Origin of the sequence: Mammaliicoccus fleurettii, assembly GCF_002018435.1 — a bacterium.
Lineage (GTDB): Bacteria > Bacillota > Bacilli > Staphylococcales > Staphylococcaceae > Mammaliicoccus > Mammaliicoccus fleurettii.
Map to the genome: position 1 here is coordinate 17,916 of NZ_MWJM01000011.1, position 22,530 is coordinate 40,445.

A 22,530-nucleotide genomic window follows, 5' to 3' on the forward strand; every position below is an offset into this window, starting at 1 on the left:
CTATTTAATAGTGTAAATGAATATGATAACGAGCTCAATTATGGGATATGAGAGGTATATCTATTATCATTTCATCTGTTCAAACTGTTTTATAAAAGGTATTAATTGTTCTCCTTTTTCAGATATAGAATAATATATATTCGGTGGCATAATTTCTTCTATTCTAACTTGTAGAAATTCATTTTCAACTAATAATTCGAGTGATTGTTTAATCTTTTGCTGATCATAACTTTCAAGTTCTGAGATTAAGTCCCTCTCTTCTCTCTCTACATTGCTTAATTTAGCCAATACTATTAACCCATAGTTATGACCTAATTGATTGATGTTAGAAATAACTTTGTCCTCGTTAACTGAACGCATATTTTTACCTCTTCTCGTATAAGGTATTTTGAAAAACTTGTTTAAACTATAACATAACTTGAAAATTATATATTATCTTAACTTTCAAGATTGTTATTATAAGATTTAATGATTTCTTGTTTAGCTACATCGTCTGCTTCAAAATACCCTATTTATTAAATATTTCACCTCCTTTATTTTGTGATACCATACAATAAAGGAGGTTTTCTTATATGAGATATAATAGCTTCAATCAACCTATTGGTGACGAGGTCAAATCTTTCCAGAATCCTAAAAATCCTAGCATTAATACAATTGAAGGTAAGTATAGTAAATTAGAACATTTAAATTCAAGTCATGTAGATGATCTGTTTACACTGTTATGTGCGAAAGAAAATGATGCAAATTGGACATACTTACCGAATGAACCGATTCACGATAGTGATGAATTCAAAGCATTAATGAATACTCGAATTGAATCTCAAGATCCTTATTTCTTTGCGATAATAGACAAAGCAACTGGTAAAGCTTTAGGCATATTATCACTTTTACGAATTAATACTAAAGCTTCATCAATTGAAGTGGGGCATATACATTATTCATCACTTTTAAAAAGAACACGTATAGCTACTGAAGTTCAGTATTTACTTGCTAAATATGTATTTGAAACTTTAGAATATAGACGTTATGAATGGAAATGCGATAGCTTAAATGAACCTTCTAAACGAGCAGCACTTCGATTAGGATTTACATATGAAGGTACATTTAGACAAGCATTAGTATATAAAGGTAGAACTAGAGATACAGACTGGTTCTCTATTACAGATAAAGAGTGGCCAAATATTAAACAACAGTATGAAGATTGGCTAGACGAAAAGAATTTCAATAGTGATGGTAATCAAGTTAATAAACTATCAATTAAATAAATGTTTATTTTCTACTGATTGGGTATTATAAAGGTAAACTGTCGAGGAGATGAATTGATGAATAATCAAAGAATAGTCCCGCACTTATGGTTTGATAAAGAAGCCCAAAAAGCAGTCGATTTTTATATGAAAGTCTTTCCAGAATCAGAAGTTGTAACAGATGTAACTTTTACTGACACACCATCAGGAGAGTCCAAACAGTTTATTTTTAATATTTTTGGTTATAGATTTATGGCAATTAATGCTGGTCCTTACTTTGTGAAAAACCCTTCTATTTCATTTACTGTATTATTTAAACAATCAGAAGCAGACTTATTAGATAAAGTATGGTCTGCACTAGCAGAAAACGGTAAAGTAATGATGGAGTTAGAAAAATACGACTTTAGTGAAAAATACGGTTGGTTAGAAGATCAATTTGAAGTATCATGGCAACTACTAATTACCGATCAAGAATTTGATGACCGTATCAGACCGTCATTTATGTTTATTAATGATAATGTTGGTCGCGCTGAAGAAGCGATCAATTATTATACAAGCGTATTTAAAGATAGTGGTGACACTAGTAAGTATTACTATCCAGAAGGTATGGAACCAGATAAACCAGACACATTAGCTCACGCAGAATTCAAACTAGAAAATCAATATTTTGTTGCATTAGATAGTGCACACAAACATGATTTCAACTTAAATGAAGGTATTTCACTGATGCTGAACTTAGATGACCAAGAAGAAATCGATTATTATTGGGATAAATTGTCCGCCGTACCAGAATCAGAACAATGCGGCTGGGTTAAAGACCAATTCGGAGTTTCTTGGCAAATCGTACCTAAAATAATGGATAAAATGGCTGAAGAAGGTACACCAGAACAAATCAAACGCCTAACCGAAGCGTTTTTGAAAATGAAGAAGTTTGATGTAGATACTTTAATAAAAGCATATGAAGGAAAGTAACAAAAAAGAGAAAGCATTTTGTGCTTTCTCTTTTTTATATATTAATTTTTGTGTTCTAACGCGCTAGTTTTATTTTACTGGTACTGGCCATGTCTCTAGTTTCTCTGCCATTTCCCAGAACATGTATTCATAGTAACTTGTCTTTACAACAATATCTTCTAAACGTTGTAATTCTTCTTCTGTCTTTCCTTCAGCTACGTTATTCATTAATTGAATGCAGTCTTCTTTAGATGAACTGAATTCTTGTGATGCATACATTTTAATCCATTCTCCATATAGTGGATGGTCTTTTGAACCTTCAATTTCTGCTAATTTCAAACCTATATAACTATAACTCCATGTACACGTTAGTATTGCGGCAATAACATTCTCGATTCCACCTTGATGTGCTAAATTCAACATATAACTTGTATATGCTAATGTAGTTTGAGCTGGTTCTGTTTGTTCAAGTTCCTCTTCCGTAATCCCAAATTGTTTAGCATAGCTACGATGCAAATCCATTTCTGTATGCAAAGTATCATAAGCTAAATCGGCGTAAGTTGTCATCATCTGTAAATCTGGAGATTTAGCTGCACCAATAGAAAATAGCCTTGCATATTCAATCAAATATACATAATCTTGCTTTAACCAATGTTTAAACTTTTCTTCATCAAGTGACCCATCTCCTAATCCTTGAATAAAAGGATGATCCATATAAGACTTCCAAATTGGTTCAACTCTTTTAAATATTCTATCTGTAAATTTCATTTATATCCTCCTTATATATAAAAAAGTCATAGTAATATGGTAATAAAATGATGAGAAGCAACTAGTTTTTATTAAAGACTTTTTGATATTGTACATATCCTGACAAATAATGCTCTATATCATCAATACGCACTCTATATCCATGATGTTTGATAAAGAAAGAATTGAGTATATTAGAAGGATTTTTAAAATACATTGCTACTTCTGGATAGAAATATCCTGTTCTTTGATAATTTGCACGTGCATGTATTGTTTTAATAAATTGATCTTCATTCAAATGTTGCTTAACTAATGATTCGAATCCTGTTGATTTTGCTTTCTCAACTAAATGATATGTAGACATCAACATTTCTAAAAATGTTGGGAATGTTGTTTCTCTATTATGAATAAAATCTAAGTAACTAGATACATTCTGAATTCCAAATTTATAGTACTTTTCTTGAGGATCTATTTGCACAAGTTCATTTGTACAATAACCTAACCAATGATCATGATACTTCCAATATTCCTTTTTAATAAATCTTTCGAATAAATTTTTAACAAGATTTAACCAAGTCTCATCATTATCAATTTGGTAAAGTCTTAATAAAGCTAATGCTGCTTCTCCATCATAATAAATAATTCTATAATTTTCTTTCACAGATAAATCTGGATAGTTTAACACATGTATAGTTTTTGCATTTTCATTAATCATAGATGCGATACCACGTGCAACTTTCTGCGCTATATCTATGTATTCCTTTTTATTGGGATTGAATTTCAAGTATTCACAAACTGCAAATATAAATGCAGCATTTTGACCTAATTTAATTTCATTTACATTTTTCGTATCATCGTAAATATGTCCTACTCCGTCAATTTCATATAAATAATGATTAATTAAGTAGTCAATAGCTTTTTCCGCCACAGAGATGTCTTCTTCTATATAAGCCAATCCTTCGATTAATGCATAAGTTGATGAAGAATGTCTCAAATTATTATAAAAAGCTATATTTTTATCAAAATGAGGAAAATAGCCATAATGATATTTACCTTCTTCTTTAATTTCTCCCTTTAAGAAGTGCGCGCTGTTTTTTATTAAAGTATCTATTTCATTATTTAAATTGCTGACTTTCCTTAATCCTTTTGTATATCCACGTTCATCTAAATTATATACACTTGTACCTTCAATAAAATAACCTTTTGTATAAAATTTCAAAACACGTTTCCCCTCATATTGGGTATGACTATACTTTTCCTTTATTCCTTTATATTTTTTCAAATAATTATTAATATTATCTTCTGATAAAATAAATGACTTTTTATCTTTTGAAGGTCTAACAAAGGCATTTGCATTGATTTCTTCAGCTAAGAAAGCGTAATTCCAATTATTATCAAGTGATATACCATAATCAATATAGTTTCTTCGTGTATTAATTAAGTCATCTTTAATTGCATTAAAATCTACCTCTAAAATCTCTATTATAAAGTCTAATTTAACCCATTGAGCAGTCTTACCTGTTTTTTTTCGAAAATCTGCAGCCAATTTCAAGATATTTCTTTTAATATTATTTTGAGTCTTAAAGACTTTAACAGTTGCTTTTTGATCTTTGTTGCCAATACTTACGAATGTAACATCATGCTTAGGATATGACTTATGCATTTCAAGAATTCTATCTATGTCTTTACTTAAATTCATATTTAATCCCCCATTATTTATACTTTGCTTATATCATCACATGATGTAAAGATTGTAGTATAATCTCCATGATTTATTATTCCATGATTATATTTATCACCAAAGATAAATTTATTCTTATTACTTAATAAAATATCTTTGTTGTCATTGTAAAGTTTATATAGATCAAGCACTGTAAATGATTGTCTCTCCTTTTTTCTATACCTGCCTGTCACATTAACAATAGATGACTGTGATAACTTATATTTAATCAGCATATCTTCAATAGTTTTCTTTCTCTCTTTATCATTTATAAAAAGTAAATTTGATAATTGATATATCAATGATGGATGTGGAGATTTAGACATTTCATTCAATAATTCACTTACAGTTAATTCCTTACTCGTATAAAATTCAGAATCATTTGTCGGCCAGTTTTTGAGCTTTATTGTTTTATTTTCTAGATTTATATTTTTTCCATGAATATAATAAAGAATTGGAGCTAATCCACTTATTGTACTAGAATTTTCAACATTGAATTCCTCTATTATTTCATTGGTCTCATTGCTTACTTTAATATAAGATTTGCTATTAAAAATTTTATCAGTTGGATAATCTTTATTCTCAAATTGGTTAGTGAAATTTTCTAATTGATCAGGTAATTTTTGAGCCAGTTTAGGAAATTGAGTATCTGTTACTGAAGATTTCAATAATATTAAAGAATCTTCATTAGTTAAATATAGTAAATCTTTTAATAACAAATCAGGATCATTAAACCAAGTTATATTTTTATTTTTTACTTTATTTACTATTACTCTTGTTTCATCGTCTAAGCACAAGACTATATCAGCATTTGACTTTTCTATATAATCTATTAATTTTTTATGAATATCTTTTGAATGAGCACCTAAATCACTAATTTTACCAATTGCTATAATTTTATTACCTGAGTAATATTTACTTTGACTATTAAATGCCTCTATTGCATTAATCATAGCAGGTAAAGAAGCATTATGTGTATCATCAATTAATGTAACTGTATAATTACAAGTTAGGACTTCTTTAATCTCTAATACTCTTTTAAACGGTTTAAATCTAGATAAATTATTTAAACAATTGTTTATATCTACCTTTAAGTTAATTAAGCAAAGTACAACTGCTAATGAATTTTCAATCATACCTTTACTTATAGATGATAATTTATAATGAATTTCTTTCCCATTATTTTTTAAGGTCATGACCGAGTATCCTTTATTAATAGAATAACCCATTATTTTTAATGATCCTGTATTACTTTCTAAACTATAAGTCAGAATATTATTTGTAACTTTTTTTGCATGATTAATTAATACTGCTGAATGTAATGTATCTTTATTAATTATTGCGACACCATTTTCATTCAATCCATAAAATATTCTACTCTTAAAATGTGCTATATCCTCTTCACTTTTTAAAGTAGATAAATGTGCCGGTCCTATACCGGTTATAATAGCAATGTCAGGCTTTAAAATCAGTGAAAAGTTACCTCGATTATTTAAAGCATTTAATGAAACTTCGAATATAGCAAAATCTGGGTTGCTTGCTAACTTACACATTTGTAATAAAACAGCAATTCTAGTATTACTATTTGCTCTGTTTTCAAGCACTTTATAACCTTTTAACGTTTCTGCTAACATTAAACGGGTTGAGCTTTTCCCCATTGATCCGGTTATAGTTACTATAGGATTTTTAAATTCTTTTCTAATAGTAACAGCTAACACCTTCAATGCCTCAATGCTATCTTCTACTACTATTTGAGGTATTTTGAACACTAAATCATCAATATATTCCTCAGTTATTATAAGTCCTATATTTTTAATTTTTTTATTAAGTTGCTTATTTCCATCCTTTAGTTTACTCTCTCTTTTTAAAAATTTTTTCCAAGAATCAGAACTAATTGAAAAAAATGCAGTTTCTGTATTATTTATATGTATAGTTTGATATTCAAAGTTAGTTATAATTTGTTCCACTTTATCCGTACCATCTATTATAGGTGATTTAAGAATATTGGATATTTCTTGTATGGTATATTTCATGATTTGACCACTCCTAAAGATTAGTAAACAAAATTAAAAGGTATATCTCTTTTAATTTTACTATAACTATTGTTTTATTACTGTTTTTAAGTAATTATATTCTGAATTAAAATAATTATTTATAATAAAGTGGCTAAACCGATAGAGGTTTAGCCACAATCAAACTTAAATATTACTTATTCTTTATTTTGAGATTTTCTTCTTCTGCCAAATAAGAATATTGAGCCAAGACCTGCTAATAACGTTGCAAGTAAAGTACTATCGTTAGACTTCACTTCTCCAGTATCTGGAAGCTTTTCCTTATCTGTGTTTTCAGTGCTAAATTCTAAATTAGTAGAATTACTTACATTATTAGTACTTACTTCATTGTTTTGATCTCCACTGCTTTGCTCATCTTGAGTATCTACAATTCTATTTTCTAAATGATTTAAATTTGAAGAAGTATTATCATTCATTCCTTCACTTACCTCATAACTGCTACCTTTATCATTTAAAACTGAATCAGAATTATTATTAGACCCACCTATATTGTCATTAAGCGCGGCCTCAGCGTTGGCGTCAGCATCTGCGTCGGCATCGGCATCTGCGTCAGCATCCGAGTCAGCATCCGAGTCAGCATCAGCATCCGAGTCAGCATCGGCATCTGCGTCAGCATCGGCGTCTGCGTCTGCGTCAGCGTCAGCATCGGCGTCTGCGTCTGCGTCTGCGTCAGCATCGGCGTCAGCATCTGCATCGGCATCGGCATCGGCATCGGCATCTGCGTCGGCATCAGCATCAGCATCGGCATCTGCGTCAGCGTCTGCGTCGGCATCAGCGTCAGCATCGGCATCGGCATCGGCATCCGCGTCAGCGTCGGCATCGGCGTCAGCATCAGCATCGGCATCTGCGTCAGCGTCAGCGTCAGCATCGGCATCTGCGTCAGCATCGGCATCCGCGTCAGCATCGGCGTCAGCATCAGCATCAGCATCAGCATCGGCATCGGCATCGGCGTCCGCGTCCGCGTCAGCATCTGCATCAGCATCGGCATCGGCGTCCGCGTCCGCGTCAGCATCAGCATCTGCGTCGGCATCCGCGTCAGCGTCAGCATCGGCGTCAGCGTCAGCATCGGCGTCAGCATCGGCATCGGCATCTGCGTCTGCGTCGGCATCTGCATCTGCATCGGCGTCAGCATCAGCATCGGCATCGGCGTCCGCGTCAGCATCAGCATCAGCATCGGCATCTGCGTCCGCGTCCGCGTCAGCGTCAGCGTCAGCATCGGCGTCCGCGTCAGCATCGGCGTCAGCATCGGCATCGGCATCTGCGTCTGCGTCGGCATCTGCATCAGCATCGGCATCTGCATCTGCGTCAGCATCGGCATCTGCGTCGGCATCGGCGTCAGCATCAGCATCAGCATCAGCGTCTGCGTCTGCGTCAGCATCAGCATCAGCGTCAGCATCAGCATCGGCGTCGGCATCTGCGTCAGCATCCGCGTCGGCATCAGCATCCGCATCAGCATCAGCATCAGCATCAGCATCGGCGTCGGCGTCCGCATCCGCGTCAGCATCCGCGTCGGCATCAGCATCGGCGTCAGCATCTGCGTCAGCGTCAGCATCAGCATCAGCGTCAGCATCAGCGTCAGCATCAGCATCGGCATCAGCATCGGCATCTGCATCAGCATCAGCATCGGCATCAGCATCGGCATCAGCATCAGCATCAGCATCTGCGTCGGCATCAGCATCCGCATCAGCATCGGCATCTGCGTCAGCGTCGGCATCGGCATCGGCATCGGCGTCAGCGTCGGCGTCAGCGTCTGCATCTGCATCTGCGTCAGCATCGGCATCGGCGTCAGCGTCAGCATCGGCATCTGCATCAGCATCCGCGTCTGCATCAGCATCGGCATCGGCGTCAGCATCCGCGTCTGCATCAGCATCGGCATCAGCATCTGCGTCGGCATCGGCGTCAGCGTCAGCATCGGCGTCAGCGTCAGCATCGGCATCAGCATCGGCGTCAGCATCGGCGTCAGCATCGGCGTCAGCGTCAGCGTCAGCATCGGCATCGGCATCGGCATCTGCGTCTGCGTCAGCATCGGCATCGGCATCGGCATCTGCGTCTGCGTCGGCATCTGCATCGGCATCGGCATCTGCGTCTGCGTCTGCGTCGGCATCTGCATCGGCGTCAGCATCGGCGTCAGCGTCAGCATCGGCATCTGCATCGGCGTCAGCATCGGCGTCAGCATCGGCATCGGCATCTGCGTCTGCGTCGGCATCGGCGTCTGCGTCTGCGTCGGCATCAGCATCAGCATCTGCGTCTGCGTCGGCATCCGCGTCAGCATCGGCATCCGCGTCGGCATCGGCATCGGCATCTGCATCTGCGTCTGCGTCGGCATCAGCATCTGCATCGGCGTCAGCATCGGCGTCAGCATCTGCGTCAGCGTCGGCATCGTCTTCTATAATAATTGTATCCTCATCACCACTATTAGCAAGTAAATCTACATCAATTAAACCAGAACCTACTGCAGATCTAAAATTATATTCATGTCTTCCTGGCTCATCTGATTCAGGTAGAATTCCACCTTCTGTTAACTGATTTAAATCAATTGTTAGTGTATAAGTAATTCTATTAAGAGCACCTACTGAAATTAAGTTAGGAGCAATTCCATAAATACGTCCCGTATTCGGATCAATATTTAAATCATCACCTGAAATAGTTCCAGTTCTTCTAGGTAATAGAACAGCTAATGAAGGTAAATCGTAATCAATTTTAACAGCATTTCTAAAATTTGGATCAGACATTAGAGCTTGAAATTGAGGTGGTAATTGGAATGTTGGATATGTACTTAATAAACCTAAGTTAATTAATGGTCTTCCTTCTAGTTTTAATTCTAATTGCCCATTATTATGCGTAGCATTCAAATCCATATCTCCAAGAAGCGTTACATCCGCAAGTGCAGCTAATCTTGAACTTATTTGTCTCGAGCTCGTTGGTTCAGTTCTTTGTGTTTTAAATACACCTTCAGGCTGCTTTTCTGTTGATGACGTAGTTTCTTTATCTTGTGTTGGTGTTTCTTCTATTGTGCTAACATCATTTGTTGATTTTTCTTTGTCCAAAGCAAGTTCTTCTTGTGATGAAGTATCTTCATCTTTCGATGGTACATCTTTATCTATTTCTTCTGGTATTTGTTCTTCTGATGCTGGTTCACTAGTTCCTTCATCTTGTGTTGGCGTTTCTTCTGTTACCGGTTCTTCTTGTGATGAAGTATCTTCACCTTTCGTTGGTTCTTCCTTATCTATTTCTTCTGGTATTTGTTCTTCTGATGCTAGCCCAGTAGTACCTTCATCTTGTGTTGGCGTTTCTTCTGTTACCGGTTCTTCTTGTGATGAAGTATCTTCACCTTTCGTTGGTTCTTTCTTATCTATTTCTTCTGGTATTTGTTCTTCTGATGCTGGCCCAGTAGTACCTTCATCTTGTGTTGGCGTTTCTTCTGTTACCGGTTCTTCCTGTGATAAAGTATCTTCACCTTTCGATGGTACTTCCTTATCTATTTCTTCTGATGACTGCTTTTCTAAAGGTGATGTGCTTTTTTCAGTTTGTATATTTTGTTCAATTGATTTTGAAACCGGTTCTTCTTGTGTAGTATTTAAGATATTTTCTTTAGATGTGGGTATTGAATTATCTGCATCTTCTTTATCATCAGAAGCATTGTTTTCAATACTAATTATTGTTTCTTGATTATTTTCACTTGCCTCAACTTTATTTATCCCCGAATATAGCGTCAAACCTATTAAAACTGATCCTGCTCCTACTGAAAACTTACGAATCGAATATCTTCTCTTTTCTCTCATCTCTAACTCCCCCCAAATTATAATATTACACCTTAATGTTACTATATTATTTTAATTTTGCACTATCTTTTTTTATTGTAATTCCAATTTTATACAACCAAGTTATACTTATATAAAATTTGTAAATTGTTATAATTTTACATCTAATGAATATTTATGGATTTTATAGTTGTAAATTCAGTACCTTATGACTATCAATATATTCGAAAATATATAGTAGTTCCTATAACATCTTCTAAATATTTATTAAATAAAATTTTATTTTTCAGACTATATATAATGAATGAAATTTTACGAAATTTTTTCAATTCAAAAATAAATTTTATACGAATATAACAATTTATTCTAAAATAAAAAAACGAAACAAATAATCTGCTTCGTTTTTGAATAAATATTCTTCATTTTCATAAATTTGTGAGGTTCATAAGGTGCTTCAATAAATTTATCACCTTGTCATAATTAATCTTTTGATTTTTCATTTTAGCAATAATGCCATTTGCAGAAATCACTTTCAACATCATTCCTTAAACCAAATATTGTCAATTTCACAATATTTGGTTTAAGGAATGATAGCAATCATAAGAAATGTAACATTTAAGATTCATTGAGTCCCAAGAATCTTACTTTTCTTTTCTAAATATATTCTCTTTTTTCTTTCCTCTTGCAAGTTCATCAATTAGTTTGTCTAAATATCTTATTTCTTGCATTAGTGGTTCTTCGATTTCCTCTACTCTTATTCCACAAATAACGCCTTTGATAAGTTTTCTATTTGGATTTTTGTTTGGTGCTTCTTTGAAAAATGTTTCAAAGTCGGTTTTATTTTCTAAAATTTCTTCTAATTCTTGCTGGCTATAACCTGTTAGCCAAAGGATGATTTCATCTACGTCTTCTTTTGTTTTTCCTTTTTTCTCTGCTTTAGTAACGTAATGTGGATATACACTTGAAACTGGCATTGCATATACTTTTTCTTTTTTCATGTTTTATCCTTCTTTCGTTTATGTTTGTTGACGTTGTCTTTGACTTAAAAATATAGCAATAATCGCTAACACTAATAGTGATGATGCAAAAATAAGTGCACCATTATAATTATTAGTATCTCCAATTAATATTCCTGCAAAATATGGTGCAATAACTTGTCCGAGGCTATAGAAAAATGTTAATAGTGCTACTAAATTTTTACCAGATATTGCACTCATTATTTGTCCTCGTGACATAAATAAAGTCGTTAACCCTAAGAAAGTTCCTCCAAATAAACATGAACTTATAATTAAGCTTATTGTAGTATGTGAAAACACTGGCAATATAACGCCTATAAATTGAAGCATAAATGCAAGATAAATCGCTTTAATATATCCTATCTTATTCCCTAAAACGGACCATAATACACACGAAGGTATTGCTGTTAAACCAACAAACATCCAACTTAATGCAGCATATTCTTTTAGATTTGGTATAGATTCAACAATAGCGACTAAGAAAGTACCTGTAACGATATACCCCGCTCCTTCTAGTAAATAAGCAATTGAAAAGAACACCATAAACCATTTTGTATATGTTTCATTTTTATCAGTCTCAATATTTAATTTCTTTTGCTTCAAATTTAAAGGTTCCTTTATATCTTTCATTAAGAAAATAACAATTGAACCCATTAATAAAGAAGCTACACCTAATATGATCCAAGTAGATGACCATGTCTCGCTATCTGTATATAATTGAACAAAAATACTACTCGTGAATATTCCAATTCCAACACCACTGTATAAAAATCCAGATAAATGAGACTTACCGCCTTTATTTAAACCTTCTAATACGACATTAGAAGCAAGTACAAATACAGTACCGCTCGTAATACCAGCTACAAACCTCAGAACATTCCAAGTAATAAAGTCATGCGTAAAGCCCATAAGTAATACAGAAATAATGTTGATTAATAAATATATTTTTAAATCAATGACCTTGCTTCTCATAATTAAGAATGTAGGAATCATCGCACCAATCAAGTAACCTAAATAGTTGATTGTAGCTAATAATCCAGCGTCTTGATTGCTTAAATGCGTTGCTTTTTGCATGAAAGGTAAAATGGGCGTATAAGAAAAACGTCCAATCGCCATAACAATAAAAAGTGATAGCATACCTAATATTAGTTGTTTATACGCTTTACTAGCTGACAATTTACGCACCTCGTTTTCTCTTTTAAGTAATATTATCTCTCTCATAGCATGAATACACAAGATGAATTTAAAAGAGAAAGAAGAGAAGAAAAATAAAAAGCACGCCATATCCACTATTAATAATTTTGGATTGGGCATGCTTTTTATTTACTATATTATTATGATACTTTAATGACTTGCTTACCAAAATTATCTCCTGTAAATAATTTACGGAATGCATTTGGTATTTGGTCAAATCCTTCATCTATTGTTACTTCTGATTTTATTTTACCTTCTTGTACCCATTGTGCTAATTGTTCACTAGCTTCTTTAACGTCTTCATTAAATTGAGCAACTATAAAACCTTGCATAAGTGCTTGGTTTTTTATAAGTGTTTGTTGTATGCGAGGTCCAATGTCCTCACCTTTAAGATTATATGAAGATATTGCGCCACAAACTGGAATTCGTGCAAATTTATTAAGGTGTTTAAATACTTCGTCTGAAAGTTCTCCACCTACATTTTCAAAATATACATCTATTCCATTTGGTACTGCTTTTTCAAGTTTTTCAGCAAAATCGTCTTTTTTATAATCTACACCTTCATCGAAACCTAACGTCTCAGTTAAATAATTAACTTTCTCGGAGCCGCCTGCTATACCAACAACATGAGCACCTTTAAGTTTAGCAATTTGTCCAACTACTGACCCTACTGCTCCTGAAGCTGCTGAAACAACTACAGTTTCTCCTTCTTGTGGTTTACCAATTTTCAACAATCCTTGATAAGCTGTCATTCCTGGCATACCGAGTACACTTAAATATAAGTAAAACGGTACTTCATTAGAAGCTATTTTAGTTACGTATTTTTGGTTAATGGTTATAAATTTTTGCCAAGGCAATACACCCGTAACAACGTCTCCTTTTTGTAATTCACTAGAGTTAGATTGAACTACTTCAGCTACGATATGCCCGTTAAAAGGTTTATCTAATTCATATGACTGCGTGTAACTTTTTGAATCGTTCATTCTACCTCTCATATAAGGATCAACGGATACATATATCGTTTTTAATAATACTTCGTCGCTATTTGGTTCTCTAACGTCGATCTCTTCATAGCGAAATACATCATCTTGAGGAATACCTTCTGTTCTTTTAGCTAATACTATTTGTTCATTTTTCATGATTTTCCTCCTAATTTATAACTAAAAATTATTCAATTTATTTCCTTTATATAAATAGATATTAGACTTGATTAATAAGAGACTCAAATAATTTGTTTTTACTTTAATTCGATATTTCAATAAAACCATAGAAATTCTAAGCTTTTAAAATTTACTTTTCTATTATGTTCTGTCATGATGCATTATAGTAAATAAAATTGATAGAGAGAAAGAGGTCATCTTATGATTATTATAAATGCTAAATTCGAAGTTCAATCACAATCTGTTGAACAATATGAATCATTAATAAAAAATTTAGTTGAATCATCAAGAAACGAAGAAGGAAATATCGGTTACGAACACTTTAAGTCTACAGAAAAAGAAAATACTTATTTAATGTATGAAATTTGGGAGAACCAAGAAGCAATTGAATCACATAATAATAGTGAACATTTCTTAAGCTTCTTTAGCAATGTAAAACCATTACTAGCTGGACCTGCAGATATTAAAGTAAGTTTAAATAAAGAATAATAAAAAAAATCTATTGCCACTTTTATGGCAATAGATTTTTTGTTTTATACAGTTTTATCTTTAACTAACGGATTATCAGGTTTAATAAAGAACCACATGATAATTGCGAATACTACAGGAACCATCATTAATTGTAATGTCCATGTCCAACCAATTTTGTCTGCTAAGAAACCAGCTAAAATCGGACTTAATAGCGCACCTATATTACCCCATAAGTTCATCCAACCAGAAACAGTACCGGCAAAGTTACGACCTAAGTCTGTAGCTGTTGCCCAACTCATTCCCATTGATAAACCTACTCCACCAAGACAAAGTGATAACCAGAAGATATTCAAGTATAAGTTATCAGTAGCTAAGGCAAAGTATAATGAAATACAGAATACGACGAATCCAGTGATTGCGATAATACCACGTGCAGCAAACTTAGATTTACCGCTTGATAAAATTTTATCTGAAATTGTTCCACCTAACATAATCAGTACAAACATTGCTAACCATGGAGCACCAGCAATGAAGCCCATTTTTTCAAAATCAACATGATACTCTTCGTGTATATATGTAGGTAACCAAATTAAGAATAATGTAATTACGAACTGTACTACAAAGTATTGTGCTGCAATAGCATAAAAGCTAAAACGACTAAAGAAGATTTTCCATGGTGCAGATGTTTTTTCAGTATCCACTACATCACGCGTTTGCATAATAAATTTCTTCTCAGCTTCGTTTACCATTTTATGTTGTTCAGGTAAGTCTTTAGCGATAATTGCCCATAAAATCGCAATAATTATACCTATAAAACCAAAGATATAGAACACTGCTTCCCAACCGAATGAAGTCATAATAGCGATTGTAACGATTGGTGCAATAACTGGTCCAAAATATGATCCGGCTAATAGTGCTGAAGAAGCACGGCCTTTTTCATTTTTGTTAAACCAATAACTATTAAACACAGCATTTGATGGGTACATTGGTGCTTCACCAATACCAAATAAGAAACGTACAAAGTATAGTAAACCATGATTTTTAACAACACCAGTTAAAATCGTAAATGCACTCCACCATAGTAAAGCGATTGTTAACATTTTCTTAGGTCCAAATTTCTCAGCAAGAATTCCTGAAGGTACTTGCATTAAAGCATAACCTAGTGAGAAGAAGGATGCTAAGAACCCGAATTGAGTTTTGTTCATATTTAAATCTTCCATCATCGGCCCAGCAATAATAGAGATGTTTGAACGGTCCATATATGCAATAATCCCTATGATGAAGAATGCTATAGCAAAATACCATCTTATATTAGTTCTTTTTTCATTCATAAATATCCAACTTTCTTAATTAATTTCCCTTTATATTCATGCGGTCATATGATGACTTTAATTATTAGTAAGTCGAATATAGCATAATTAGGAAACGCTTACAATATAAAATTTAAAAAATCGGCATATATTTTATTGTGAATAAATACACAAAACACTTGAATTGACGGGGTCTATCATACAATACTCTGCAAATTTGTGTGTAAATAGATGACCGTAGTTACACTTCTTTCGACTTGTGTGAATATGGATATCTATAGTTACACTTCTTTCGATTTGTGTGAACATGGATATCTATAGTTACACTTCTCTCGACTTGTGTGAACATGGATATCTATAGTTACACTTCTTCCAACTTGTGTGAACATGGATATCTATAGTTACACTTATTTCGACTTGTGTGAATATGGATATCTATAGTTACACTTCTTTCGACTTGTGTGAACATGGATATCTATAGTTACACTTCTTCCAATTTGTGTGAACATGGGCATCTATAGTTACACTTCTTCCAATTTGTGTGAATATGGGCATCCATAGTTACACTTCTTTCGACTTGTGTGAACATGGATATCTATAGTTACACTTCTCTCGGCTTGTGTGAATATGGGCACCCATAGTTACACTTCTCTCGACTTGTGTGAATATGGATATCTATAGTTACACTTCTCTCGACTTGTGTGAATATGGACATTTATGTTCAATCATTTTATTTTTTGGTTTATGTAGTTCATTAAGGGTATCGTAATATTACAAGTTATTTCCTGACACCCAGCCAATAGAGATGTTATATCAATTAAAGGGAGTGAAGACGATGAAAAAAGTATATCAATTGATAGGTACAACTGCCCTATCGACAGGATTATTATTTGGTGTAACAGCTGTCGGAAATACAGATGATGCAATTGCAGCTCAATCAGAGACAGAAACTACACCATGGTATAACTACGACGGATACACATACAATAATCCTAACTTTGTATTAGATTATAATTTTGTTGAATCTTTATATGCGGACAATGTTACAATTAATGGCTATCAAACAGATCCTGACGCCAAAACAGGTACTGGAGGAAAATCCACAGAAGTATACGATACAAAAATAATGAAAGATCAAAACGGTAAAGTTGGAACAATCATGTTTGATGTCAAATCAGGTGTTGTAACAAAAGAAGAATTTAAAAAAGCACATGAACCAACAATGATAGTAGAAAAAGGTGACCAATATTTAAAATATGGAACATTAAACCAATACTACCTTGCATCATTTGATGAAGATGGTTATCTCGTTCATATGGAACTTGGCGTAATACCTCAATAAAAGTAATACTTTAATATATGAAGAAGTTAGTAATATACAAATCTAATTTTATAGAATGTTAAGAGGCTAAGACAAATTAATTTGTCTCAGCCTCTCATCTTGTAAAGATATCCATATCAGCAATTTTACTTAGAACTGCTTTTAACACACCTCTTATCAGCAATTTTACCTAGAACTGCTTTTAACGCATCTCTTTTCAGCAATTTCACTGAAACTTGCTTTTAACACACCTCTTTTCAGCAATTTTACCAACTTTTGTTCATAACGTACCCCTTTATAAACAACACTTTCTACTCTTTTCCTATTAAACATGTGTTTCTATGCAGTAACTCTCAACGCCACAATGTGGGCATTCTAATTTTCTTGTTTGGTAAGTGTGATTGGACTTAAACCATTCTGAGAACAGTGGTTTGAACTCTTGTTGACAATTTGGGCATAAGTAACTTACTACTGAATAGTATTTCTTTGTTGCTATTGCTGCATATATAAAAATAAATGGATATACGGTAATTATGGGTTGCCACTTTTTCTTCTTAATTGATGTGATAATACTACTATATTGAAATGCACCTACTATTAATGATATGCCCATAAAGTTTCTTCTGAATGTTTTCATTTCTTGATGCTTTTTTGATTTGTTTTTTAAATTAAGTACGTTTGATACTGGATATTCACTTTCTTTACTTATATTCTCTCTTATAAATTTAATTTGTTCTACTTGTTCTGACTGCTGTTGTATTCCGTTTTGGAGATCTAATAGTTTCTCGCTTAATAAGATATTCAATGTATTGATTGAATGGTTTGAATTCAATAGTTCTTTTATTTCTTTTAATGAAAAGTTCATATCTTTCAACGTTAGTACTAGTCTTAATTGATTGATGTCCTCTTCAGTATAAAGTCTTCGTTTGTTTTCTGAAGTATTACTAGGGCTAATAACTCCTTTTTTATCATAATATTGAACGGTTCTAACTGTAACGTTACATAAACTTGCTACTTCTCCAGTTGTTTTATTCATATTAATTCCTCCTGTTTCATTTTTCTTATCTCAATTGTACTTGATGACGCAACGTCATTATCAAGCTTTAACTTATACTTTTCTCAAAAAATCCAGGGAAGTCTACCCGCACTATTAATAGTATGTGTTCAAAATAAAACATTTACAAAAGAGCAGTACATTAGGGATTCTCAACTGTTAATCACAACGGTGTACAACTATTTATATAACATTTGTGATTAACGTTTGTACAACTCTTTGATGTGCTGTGTTAAGTTATATTTAACAACAAAGGAGGGATTCAAAATACAGAAGGAAAACTTTAATATCATTTCAGAAATGATTAAAAACCCCAAAATTAAAGGTAAAGACTTAGAATCAATGTTTAACATTTCTCGCAGACAACTAGGATATAGGATTCAAAAGTTAAATGACTGGTTTAAAGAACAAGATTATCCGGAAATCGAACGAACTAGCCAAGGTTATTTTATCGTTGATGACAGAATTAAAGAATTTCTAAATGTTCCAAACGAATCCACCTATCAAGAAAATGAGCAGGTATACACTTCTTACCAACGCGCGCATCTCATTTTGTTGATGTTGTTTAGTGAAGAAGAAGGACTTTCATTAAATCACTTTTCAATAGATTTAGAAGTTAGTAAAAATACTATTTTGAATGATATTAAAAAGTTGAAAGAACTTCTCAAACCTTATGAAGTTAATCTTCAGTATAGTCGTACAAATGGTTACTACTTAGTTGGTGATGAGTTTGAAATACGTCGCCTTCTTATGAGGCTAGTCGATAAAGCATTCACATTGCAAATTTCTCAGTCTGATATTGTAAATGGTTTAAAGGTTGAAGAAGATAAAATTGATTTAATTAATATCCAAATTTCAAAAATCGAACAATATTTAGATAGAAAATTTATTGATCAAAGTACTCGAACATTACCATATAAACTTTACTTAATTTTACGAAGAATCAAGCACGACAAAATCGTTTCATCATTTTCTATTGGTTATGATGACTTATCTGATACAAAAGAATATCAAGCAACAGAAATACTGACATCAACATATTCAGATATTCCAAGACAAGAGAAATTATTTATAACATTGCAACTACTCGCAACAAGTGTTCAATGGTCAGATATCAGTGATGTTCAACATATTCCAGAGTTAAATAAGGCACTCGAAGAAATGATTGAACAATTTGAAAAAATTACTTTTATTAATTTTACTGATAGAGAATCTTTAATGAATCAACTGATGCTTCATATGGAACCAGCTTTTTATCGTATTAGATATGAATTGTCTGATATAGATGGTTTAGAAAATTCATTGAAAGAAGATTATAAAGAACTCTTTCATCTCGTAAAACTATCATCTAAACCTTTAGAAAAGTTTTTCGGTCACTCATTGCCAGAAAATGAAATTGCTTATTTAACCATTTTAATTGGAGGCAGTTTAAGAAGACAAGACGAAGAAATCGAACAAAAAGTAAAAGCAGTGGTAGTTTGCACACAAGGTACTTCCATTTCACAGCTGATGCTACAAGAATTACGTAGTGTATTTCCAGAATTTATATTTCTAGATGCTTTGTCGTTACGTGATTTTAATCAATATGAGTTAGATTTTGACATTGTATTTTCTCCAATGCATATCATGACGAATAAACGATTATACATCACTAAAACAATATTAACTGCTCAAGAAAAACACGAATTACGTCAGCATGTGTTTGGACAATTAAACAACACAATAGAAACTGATATACAAGTAGAAAAAATGCTGTCAATTATCAGAGAGCATGCAACAGTTCATAATGAATCTGAACTTTCCAAAAAAGTTAAAGAACAATTTGAAGATACGTATGCTTATTCCTCTGTGAAGGCATCAACATTATCAATCAATAGTACTTTGAATTTACAAGATCTGTTACCAACGAATCATATACGTTTTGTTCATAGTGTTGTTGACATCGAAGAAGCCATTCGCTTAACAGCCGAACCGCTTGTCAAAATGAAATATATTGATTCTCAATATATAGATAAAATGCATAAAGCTTTCGATGATACTTATATGGTTATCAACCAAAACATCGCAATCCCTCATGCAGAAGGAGACCAAGTCGTTCATAGAACATCAATGAGTATGTTGGTATTGGAAGAACCTCTTGAGTTAAGTACTGGATTCAAAGTTCAAATTTTTGTAGTGATAGCTGCAACAGACAAATTTAAGCATTTGAGACCTCTACTTCAATTGAGAGATATGTCTCAAGATAATGATGCAATTCAACAAATTGTTAAGGCAGATTCAAAAAAAGATATATTAGAAATTATTCAACATTTTTCAAAAATAGATTAAATCAAAGGGGTTGCATAAAATGCAAGATTTAAAAATCGATGTCTCAAACGTCATTCTTGATTTAGAGGCAACGACAAATGTGGAAGCATTGAGTAAGTTATCAGAGGTCATGCGCCAAAACGGTTATGTCAAAGATACTTACAAAGACGCTGTTATTGAAAGAGAAAAATCATTTGCAACTGGTTTACCAACTGTATATTGTTCCGTTGCAATCCCGCATACCGATATACAACATGTCGAATCAAAATCAATAGGTATTGCAGTTCTAAAAGAAACAGTTCCATTTGTCATTATGGGAGAGCTGGAAGAAACAACAGATGTTAAATTAATTTTCATGTTAGCAATGGATAAAGAAGATGCTCAACTTTCATTATTGCAAAAATTAATGGGCATTTTCCAAAATGATCAATTACTATCGTTCATTGCTAATGCAAAAGATAAACAATCAATTGTAGATGCAATAGACAAAGAACTAAGTGAAGCATAAAAAATTAAATGGAAGAGTTGATTCTTATATCGACTCAAATTAGGAGGAAATTATTATGAAACAAGTATTAGTAGCATGTGGAGCAGGAATCGCAACATCAACAGTGGTAAATAACGCAATCGAGGAAATGGCTAAAGAACACAACATTAAATTAGATATAAAACAAATTAAAATCACTGAAGTCGGTCCTTATGTTGATACAGCTGATTTATTAGTTACAACAGCAATGACTCAAAAACAATACGATTTCCCAGTAATTAATGCTCGTAACTTCTTAACTGGTATCGGAATTGAAGATACGAAAAAAGAAATTCTAGAAGTATTACAAAGTTAAAACAACTAAATTTAAAATCTAGCATGAGGTTGAAATAAGAATCATGATATTTCACCCTCATTCTTTTAAAAAAGAGGATGGTGTAGAGAATGAATGGTTTCGTAAATTTTATTCAAGCTTTTCTTGATTTAGGTGCAACGGTTATTTTACCGATTGTCATATTCCTATTAGGATTATTCTTCAGACAAAAAGTCGGTGCAGCATTTAGATCTGGTTTAACGATTGGTGTTGCCTTCGTAGGTATTTTCTTAGTAATTGATTTACTTGTTAACAACTTAGGACCTGCTGCACAAGCAATGGTTAAAAACTTAGGGGTTAGCTTAAACGTGATTGATGTAGGTTGGCCAGCAACTTCTTCAATTGCATGGGCTTCTGTTATAGCAGCATTTATTATTCCATTAGGTATCGTAATTAATGTCATTATGTTGTTAACTAAGACGACTAGAACGATGAACGTTGATATTTGGAACTTCTGGCACTATACATTCTGTGGTGCTATGGTTTATGCAATATCTGGTAGCATTTGGCAGTCACTAGTTGCTGCTGCATTATTCCAAATCGTCTGCTTAAAAGTAGCTGACTGGACTGCTCCAATGATGAGCAAATTCTATGATTTACCAGGCGTATCAATTGCAACTGGTAGTACGATTTCTTATGTACCTGGTATTTTCTTAGTTAAAGGACTTCAAAAAATCCCTGGTATCAACAAATTAAACGCTGATCCAGACACTATTCAAAAAAGATTTGGTGCTTTTGGTGAATCTATCTTCGTAGGTCTTGTACTTGGTTTAGCTATCGGTTTATTAGCTGGATACAATGCTGGAGATGTTATCAACTTAGGTATGTCTATGGCGGCAGTTATGGTATTAATGCCTCGTATGGTTAAGATTCTTATGGAAGGTTTAATGCCTGTATCTGAATCAGCACGTACTTGGTTAAACAAACGTTTCGGAGACCGCGAAATTTACATTGGTTTAGATGCTGCTGTAGCTTTAGGACACCCTGCAGTTATTTCAACAGCATTAATCTTAGTTCCAATCACAGTGTTATTAGCAGTTATTTTACCAGGTAACCAAGTATTACCTTTTGGTGACTTAGCAACTATTCCATTTATCGTAGCATTCATAGTAGGAGCAGCACGTGGTAACATCATTCACTCTGTTATTGTCGGTACAATTATGATTGCTATCTCACTATACATTGCAACTGATGTAGCACCTATTTTCACAAGTATGGCTGACGGTACAAACGTTAAAATGCCATCAGGATCATCACAAATCTCAAGTCTTGACCAAGGTGGTAACATCTTAAACTATATTATCTTCAAGTTCTTTGATTTGTTCAACTAACATTAAGGGGA

Annotated in this window: 20 protein-coding genes and 1 pseudogene; 9 read left to right on the forward strand and 12 right to left on the reverse strand. The window is 33.5% G+C overall.

The features are described 5' to 3' along the window. Positions 1–66 precede the first annotated feature (66 nt). Positions 67–360, reverse strand: a complete 294-nt coding sequence (locus B2G86_RS09460; protein ID WP_078357857.1) for a winged helix-turn-helix transcriptional regulator — start codon at positions 358–360, stop codon at positions 67–69. Positions 361–572: 212 nt separating this feature from the next. On the opposite strand from B2G86_RS09460, the gene B2G86_RS09465 reads away from it, so the two are divergent. Beyond that, positions 573–1,265, forward strand: a complete 693-nt coding sequence (locus B2G86_RS09465; RefSeq protein ID WP_078357858.1) for a GNAT family N-acetyltransferase — start codon at positions 573–575, stop codon at positions 1,263–1,265. Positions 1,266–1,322: 57 nt separating this feature from the next. Then, the gene (locus B2G86_RS09470; RefSeq protein ID WP_078357859.1) at positions 1,323–2,216 is read left to right on the forward strand and encodes a VOC family protein; all 894 of its coding nucleotides are present in this window, start codon (positions 1,323–1,325) and stop codon (positions 2,214–2,216) included. A gap of 69 nt (positions 2,217–2,285) precedes the next feature. Here the strand turns inward: B2G86_RS09470 and tenA are convergent, their stop codons facing one another. The 5 genes from tenA to B2G86_RS13210 all read right to left on the reverse strand — a co-directional run bounded on the left by tenA (position 2,286) and on the right by B2G86_RS13210 (position 9,114). After that, positions 2,286–2,963 (reverse strand): thiaminase II, encoded by a 678-nt coding sequence (tenA, locus tag B2G86_RS09475; RefSeq protein ID WP_078357860.1) that lies wholly within the window; start codon positions 2,961–2,963, stop codon positions 2,286–2,288. 61 nt (positions 2,964–3,024) lie between these two features. Then, positions 3,025–4,641, reverse strand: a complete 1,617-nt coding sequence (locus B2G86_RS09480; protein WP_078357861.1) for a poly(glycerol-phosphate) alpha-glucosyltransferase — start codon at positions 4,639–4,641, stop codon at positions 3,025–3,027. Between the two features lie 17 nt (positions 4,642–4,658). Further along, positions 4,659–6,695, reverse strand: coding sequence for a Mur ligase family protein (locus B2G86_RS09485; protein ID WP_078357862.1), 2,037 nt, complete (start codon positions 6,693–6,695; stop codon positions 4,659–4,661). Positions 6,696–6,871: 176 nt separating this feature from the next. Beyond that, complete coding sequence (locus B2G86_RS13565) at positions 6,872–7,150, reverse strand: LPXTG cell wall anchor domain-containing protein (RefSeq protein ID WP_142242936.1); 279 nt, start codon at positions 7,148–7,150, stop codon at positions 6,872–6,874. 68 nt (positions 7,151–7,218) lie between these two features. Further along, a complete protein-coding gene (locus B2G86_RS13210; protein ID WP_420798274.1) occupies positions 7,219–9,114 on the reverse strand; it encodes a hypothetical protein in 1,896 nt (631 codons plus the stop codon). Between the two features lie 659 nt (positions 9,115–9,773). Here B2G86_RS13210 and B2G86_RS13215 point away from each other — a divergent pair. Continuing rightward, entirely contained in the window at positions 9,774–10,403 is a 630-nt protein-coding gene (locus B2G86_RS13215) for a hypothetical protein (protein WP_142242934.1), read from the forward strand. Between the two features lie 14 nt (positions 10,404–10,417). On the opposite strand, the pseudogene B2G86_RS13645 reads toward B2G86_RS13215, so the two are convergent. The 4 genes and pseudogenes from B2G86_RS13645 to B2G86_RS09505 form a co-directional block, all read right to left on the reverse strand. Further along, positions 10,418–10,516 (reverse strand): annotated as a pseudogene (locus B2G86_RS13645) (YSIRK-type signal peptide-containing protein); the annotation flags it as partial. 620 nt (positions 10,517–11,136) lie between these two features. Continuing rightward, positions 11,137–11,493, reverse strand: coding sequence for a DUF2200 domain-containing protein (locus tag B2G86_RS09495; RefSeq protein WP_078357864.1), 357 nt, complete (start codon positions 11,491–11,493; stop codon positions 11,137–11,139). An 18-nt stretch (positions 11,494–11,511) separates the two neighbouring features. Then, positions 11,512–12,687, reverse strand: coding sequence for a YbfB/YjiJ family MFS transporter (locus B2G86_RS09500; protein WP_239700440.1), 1,176 nt, complete (start codon positions 12,685–12,687; stop codon positions 11,512–11,514). Between the two features lie 158 nt (positions 12,688–12,845). Then, positions 12,846–13,844: an NADP-dependent oxidoreductase gene (locus tag B2G86_RS09505; protein WP_078357866.1), complete on the reverse strand. Its 999-nt coding sequence runs from the start codon at positions 13,842–13,844 to the stop codon at positions 12,846–12,848. 222 nt (positions 13,845–14,066) lie between these two features. Between B2G86_RS09505 and B2G86_RS09510 the strand changes: the two genes are divergently transcribed. Beyond that, complete coding sequence (locus B2G86_RS09510; protein WP_078357867.1) at positions 14,067–14,354, forward strand: putative quinol monooxygenase; 288 nt, start codon at positions 14,067–14,069, stop codon at positions 14,352–14,354. A gap of 44 nt (positions 14,355–14,398) precedes the next feature. Here B2G86_RS09510 and B2G86_RS09515 read toward each other — a convergent pair whose 3' ends face one another. After that, a complete protein-coding gene (locus tag B2G86_RS09515; protein ID WP_078357868.1) occupies positions 14,399–15,667 on the reverse strand; it encodes a pyruvate MFS transporter in 1,269 nt (422 codons plus the stop codon). Positions 15,668–16,481: 814 nt separating this feature from the next. Here B2G86_RS09515 and isaB point away from each other — a divergent pair. Beyond that, positions 16,482–16,988, forward strand: coding sequence for an immunodominant staphylococcal antigen IsaB family protein (gene isaB, locus B2G86_RS09520; protein WP_078357869.1), 507 nt, complete (start codon positions 16,482–16,484; stop codon positions 16,986–16,988). 304 nt (positions 16,989–17,292) lie between these two features. Here isaB and B2G86_RS09525 read toward each other — a convergent pair whose 3' ends face one another. After that, positions 17,293–18,003, reverse strand: a complete 711-nt coding sequence (locus B2G86_RS09525) for a MerR family transcriptional regulator (protein WP_078357870.1) — start codon at positions 18,001–18,003, stop codon at positions 17,293–17,295. Between the two features lie 360 nt (positions 18,004–18,363). Here B2G86_RS09525 and B2G86_RS09530 point away from each other — a divergent pair, with 360 nt between their 5' ends. The 4 genes from B2G86_RS09530 (at position 18,364) to B2G86_RS09545 (ending at position 22,519) form a co-directional block, all read left to right on the forward strand. Then, positions 18,364–20,349 carry a BglG family transcription antiterminator gene (locus tag B2G86_RS09530; protein WP_338011996.1) on the forward strand — a complete coding sequence of 662 codons (1,986 nt, stop codon included), beginning with the start codon at positions 18,364–18,366 and terminating at the stop codon, positions 20,347–20,349. Positions 20,350–20,368: 19 nt separating this feature from the next. Beyond that, positions 20,369–20,836 carry a PTS sugar transporter subunit IIA gene (locus B2G86_RS09535; RefSeq protein ID WP_078357872.1) on the forward strand — a complete coding sequence of 156 codons (468 nt, stop codon included), beginning with the start codon at positions 20,369–20,371 and terminating at the stop codon, positions 20,834–20,836. A 55-nt stretch (positions 20,837–20,891) separates the two neighbouring features. Then, positions 20,892–21,170 (forward strand): PTS sugar transporter subunit IIB, encoded by a 279-nt coding sequence (locus B2G86_RS09540; RefSeq protein WP_078357873.1) that lies wholly within the window; start codon positions 20,892–20,894, stop codon positions 21,168–21,170. Between the two features lie 89 nt (positions 21,171–21,259). Beyond that, on the forward strand, positions 21,260–22,519 hold the full coding sequence (locus B2G86_RS09545; RefSeq protein WP_078357874.1) for a PTS galactitol transporter subunit IIC: 1,260 nt from the start codon (positions 21,260–21,262) through the stop codon (positions 22,517–22,519). Positions 22,520–22,530: the final 11 nt, after the last annotated feature.

What these genes read in the sequence shown, in the direction of transcription:
- B2G86_RS09460 (WP_078357857.1), bottom strand. Translation starts at nt 360, where the DNA reads ATGCGTTCAGTTAACGAGGACAAAGTTATTTCTAACATCAATCAATTA.
- B2G86_RS09465 (WP_078357858.1), top strand. Translation starts at nt 573, where the DNA reads ATGAGATATAATAGCTTCAATCAACCTATTGGTGACGAGGTCAAATCT.
- B2G86_RS09470 (WP_078357859.1), top strand. Translation starts at nt 1,323, where the DNA reads ATGAATAATCAAAGAATAGTCCCGCACTTATGGTTTGATAAAGAAGCC.
- tenA (WP_078357860.1), bottom strand. Translation starts at nt 2,963, where the DNA reads ATGAAATTTACAGATAGAATATTTAAAAGAGTTGAACCAATTTGGAAG.
- B2G86_RS09480 (WP_078357861.1), bottom strand. Translation starts at nt 4,641, where the DNA reads ATGAATTTAAGTAAAGACATAGATAGAATTCTTGAAATGCATAAGTCA.
- B2G86_RS09485 (WP_078357862.1), bottom strand. Translation starts at nt 6,695, where the DNA reads ATGAAATATACCATACAAGAAATATCCAATATTCTTAAATCACCTATA.
- B2G86_RS13565 (WP_142242936.1), bottom strand. Translation starts at nt 7,150, where the DNA reads ATGAATGATAATACTTCTTCAAATTTAAATCATTTAGAAAATAGAATT.
- B2G86_RS13210 (WP_420798274.1), bottom strand. Translation starts at nt 9,114, where the DNA reads ATGCCGACGCTGACGCAGATGCTGACGCCGATGCTGACGCCGATGCAG.
- B2G86_RS09495 (WP_078357864.1), bottom strand. Translation starts at nt 11,493, where the DNA reads ATGAAAAAAGAAAAAGTATATGCAATGCCAGTTTCAAGTGTATATCCA.
- B2G86_RS09505 (WP_078357866.1), bottom strand. Translation starts at nt 13,844, where the DNA reads ATGAAAAATGAACAAATAGTATTAGCTAAAAGAACAGAAGGTATTCCT.
- B2G86_RS09510 (WP_078357867.1), top strand. Translation starts at nt 14,067, where the DNA reads ATGATTATTATAAATGCTAAATTCGAAGTTCAATCACAATCTGTTGAA.
- B2G86_RS09515 (WP_078357868.1), bottom strand. Translation starts at nt 15,667, where the DNA reads ATGAATGAAAAAAGAACTAATATAAGATGGTATTTTGCTATAGCATTC.
- isaB (WP_078357869.1), top strand. Translation starts at nt 16,482, where the DNA reads ATGAAAAAAGTATATCAATTGATAGGTACAACTGCCCTATCGACAGGA.
- B2G86_RS09525 (WP_078357870.1), bottom strand. Translation starts at nt 18,003, where the DNA reads ATGAATAAAACAACTGGAGAAGTAGCAAGTTTATGTAACGTTACAGTT.
- B2G86_RS09530 (WP_338011996.1), top strand. Translation starts at nt 18,364, where the DNA reads ATGTTTAACATTTCTCGCAGACAACTAGGATATAGGATTCAAAAGTTA.
- B2G86_RS09535 (WP_078357872.1), top strand. Translation starts at nt 20,369, where the DNA reads ATGCAAGATTTAAAAATCGATGTCTCAAACGTCATTCTTGATTTAGAG.
- B2G86_RS09540 (WP_078357873.1), top strand. Translation starts at nt 20,892, where the DNA reads ATGAAACAAGTATTAGTAGCATGTGGAGCAGGAATCGCAACATCAACA.
- B2G86_RS09545 (WP_078357874.1), top strand. Translation starts at nt 21,260, where the DNA reads ATGAATGGTTTCGTAAATTTTATTCAAGCTTTTCTTGATTTAGGTGCA.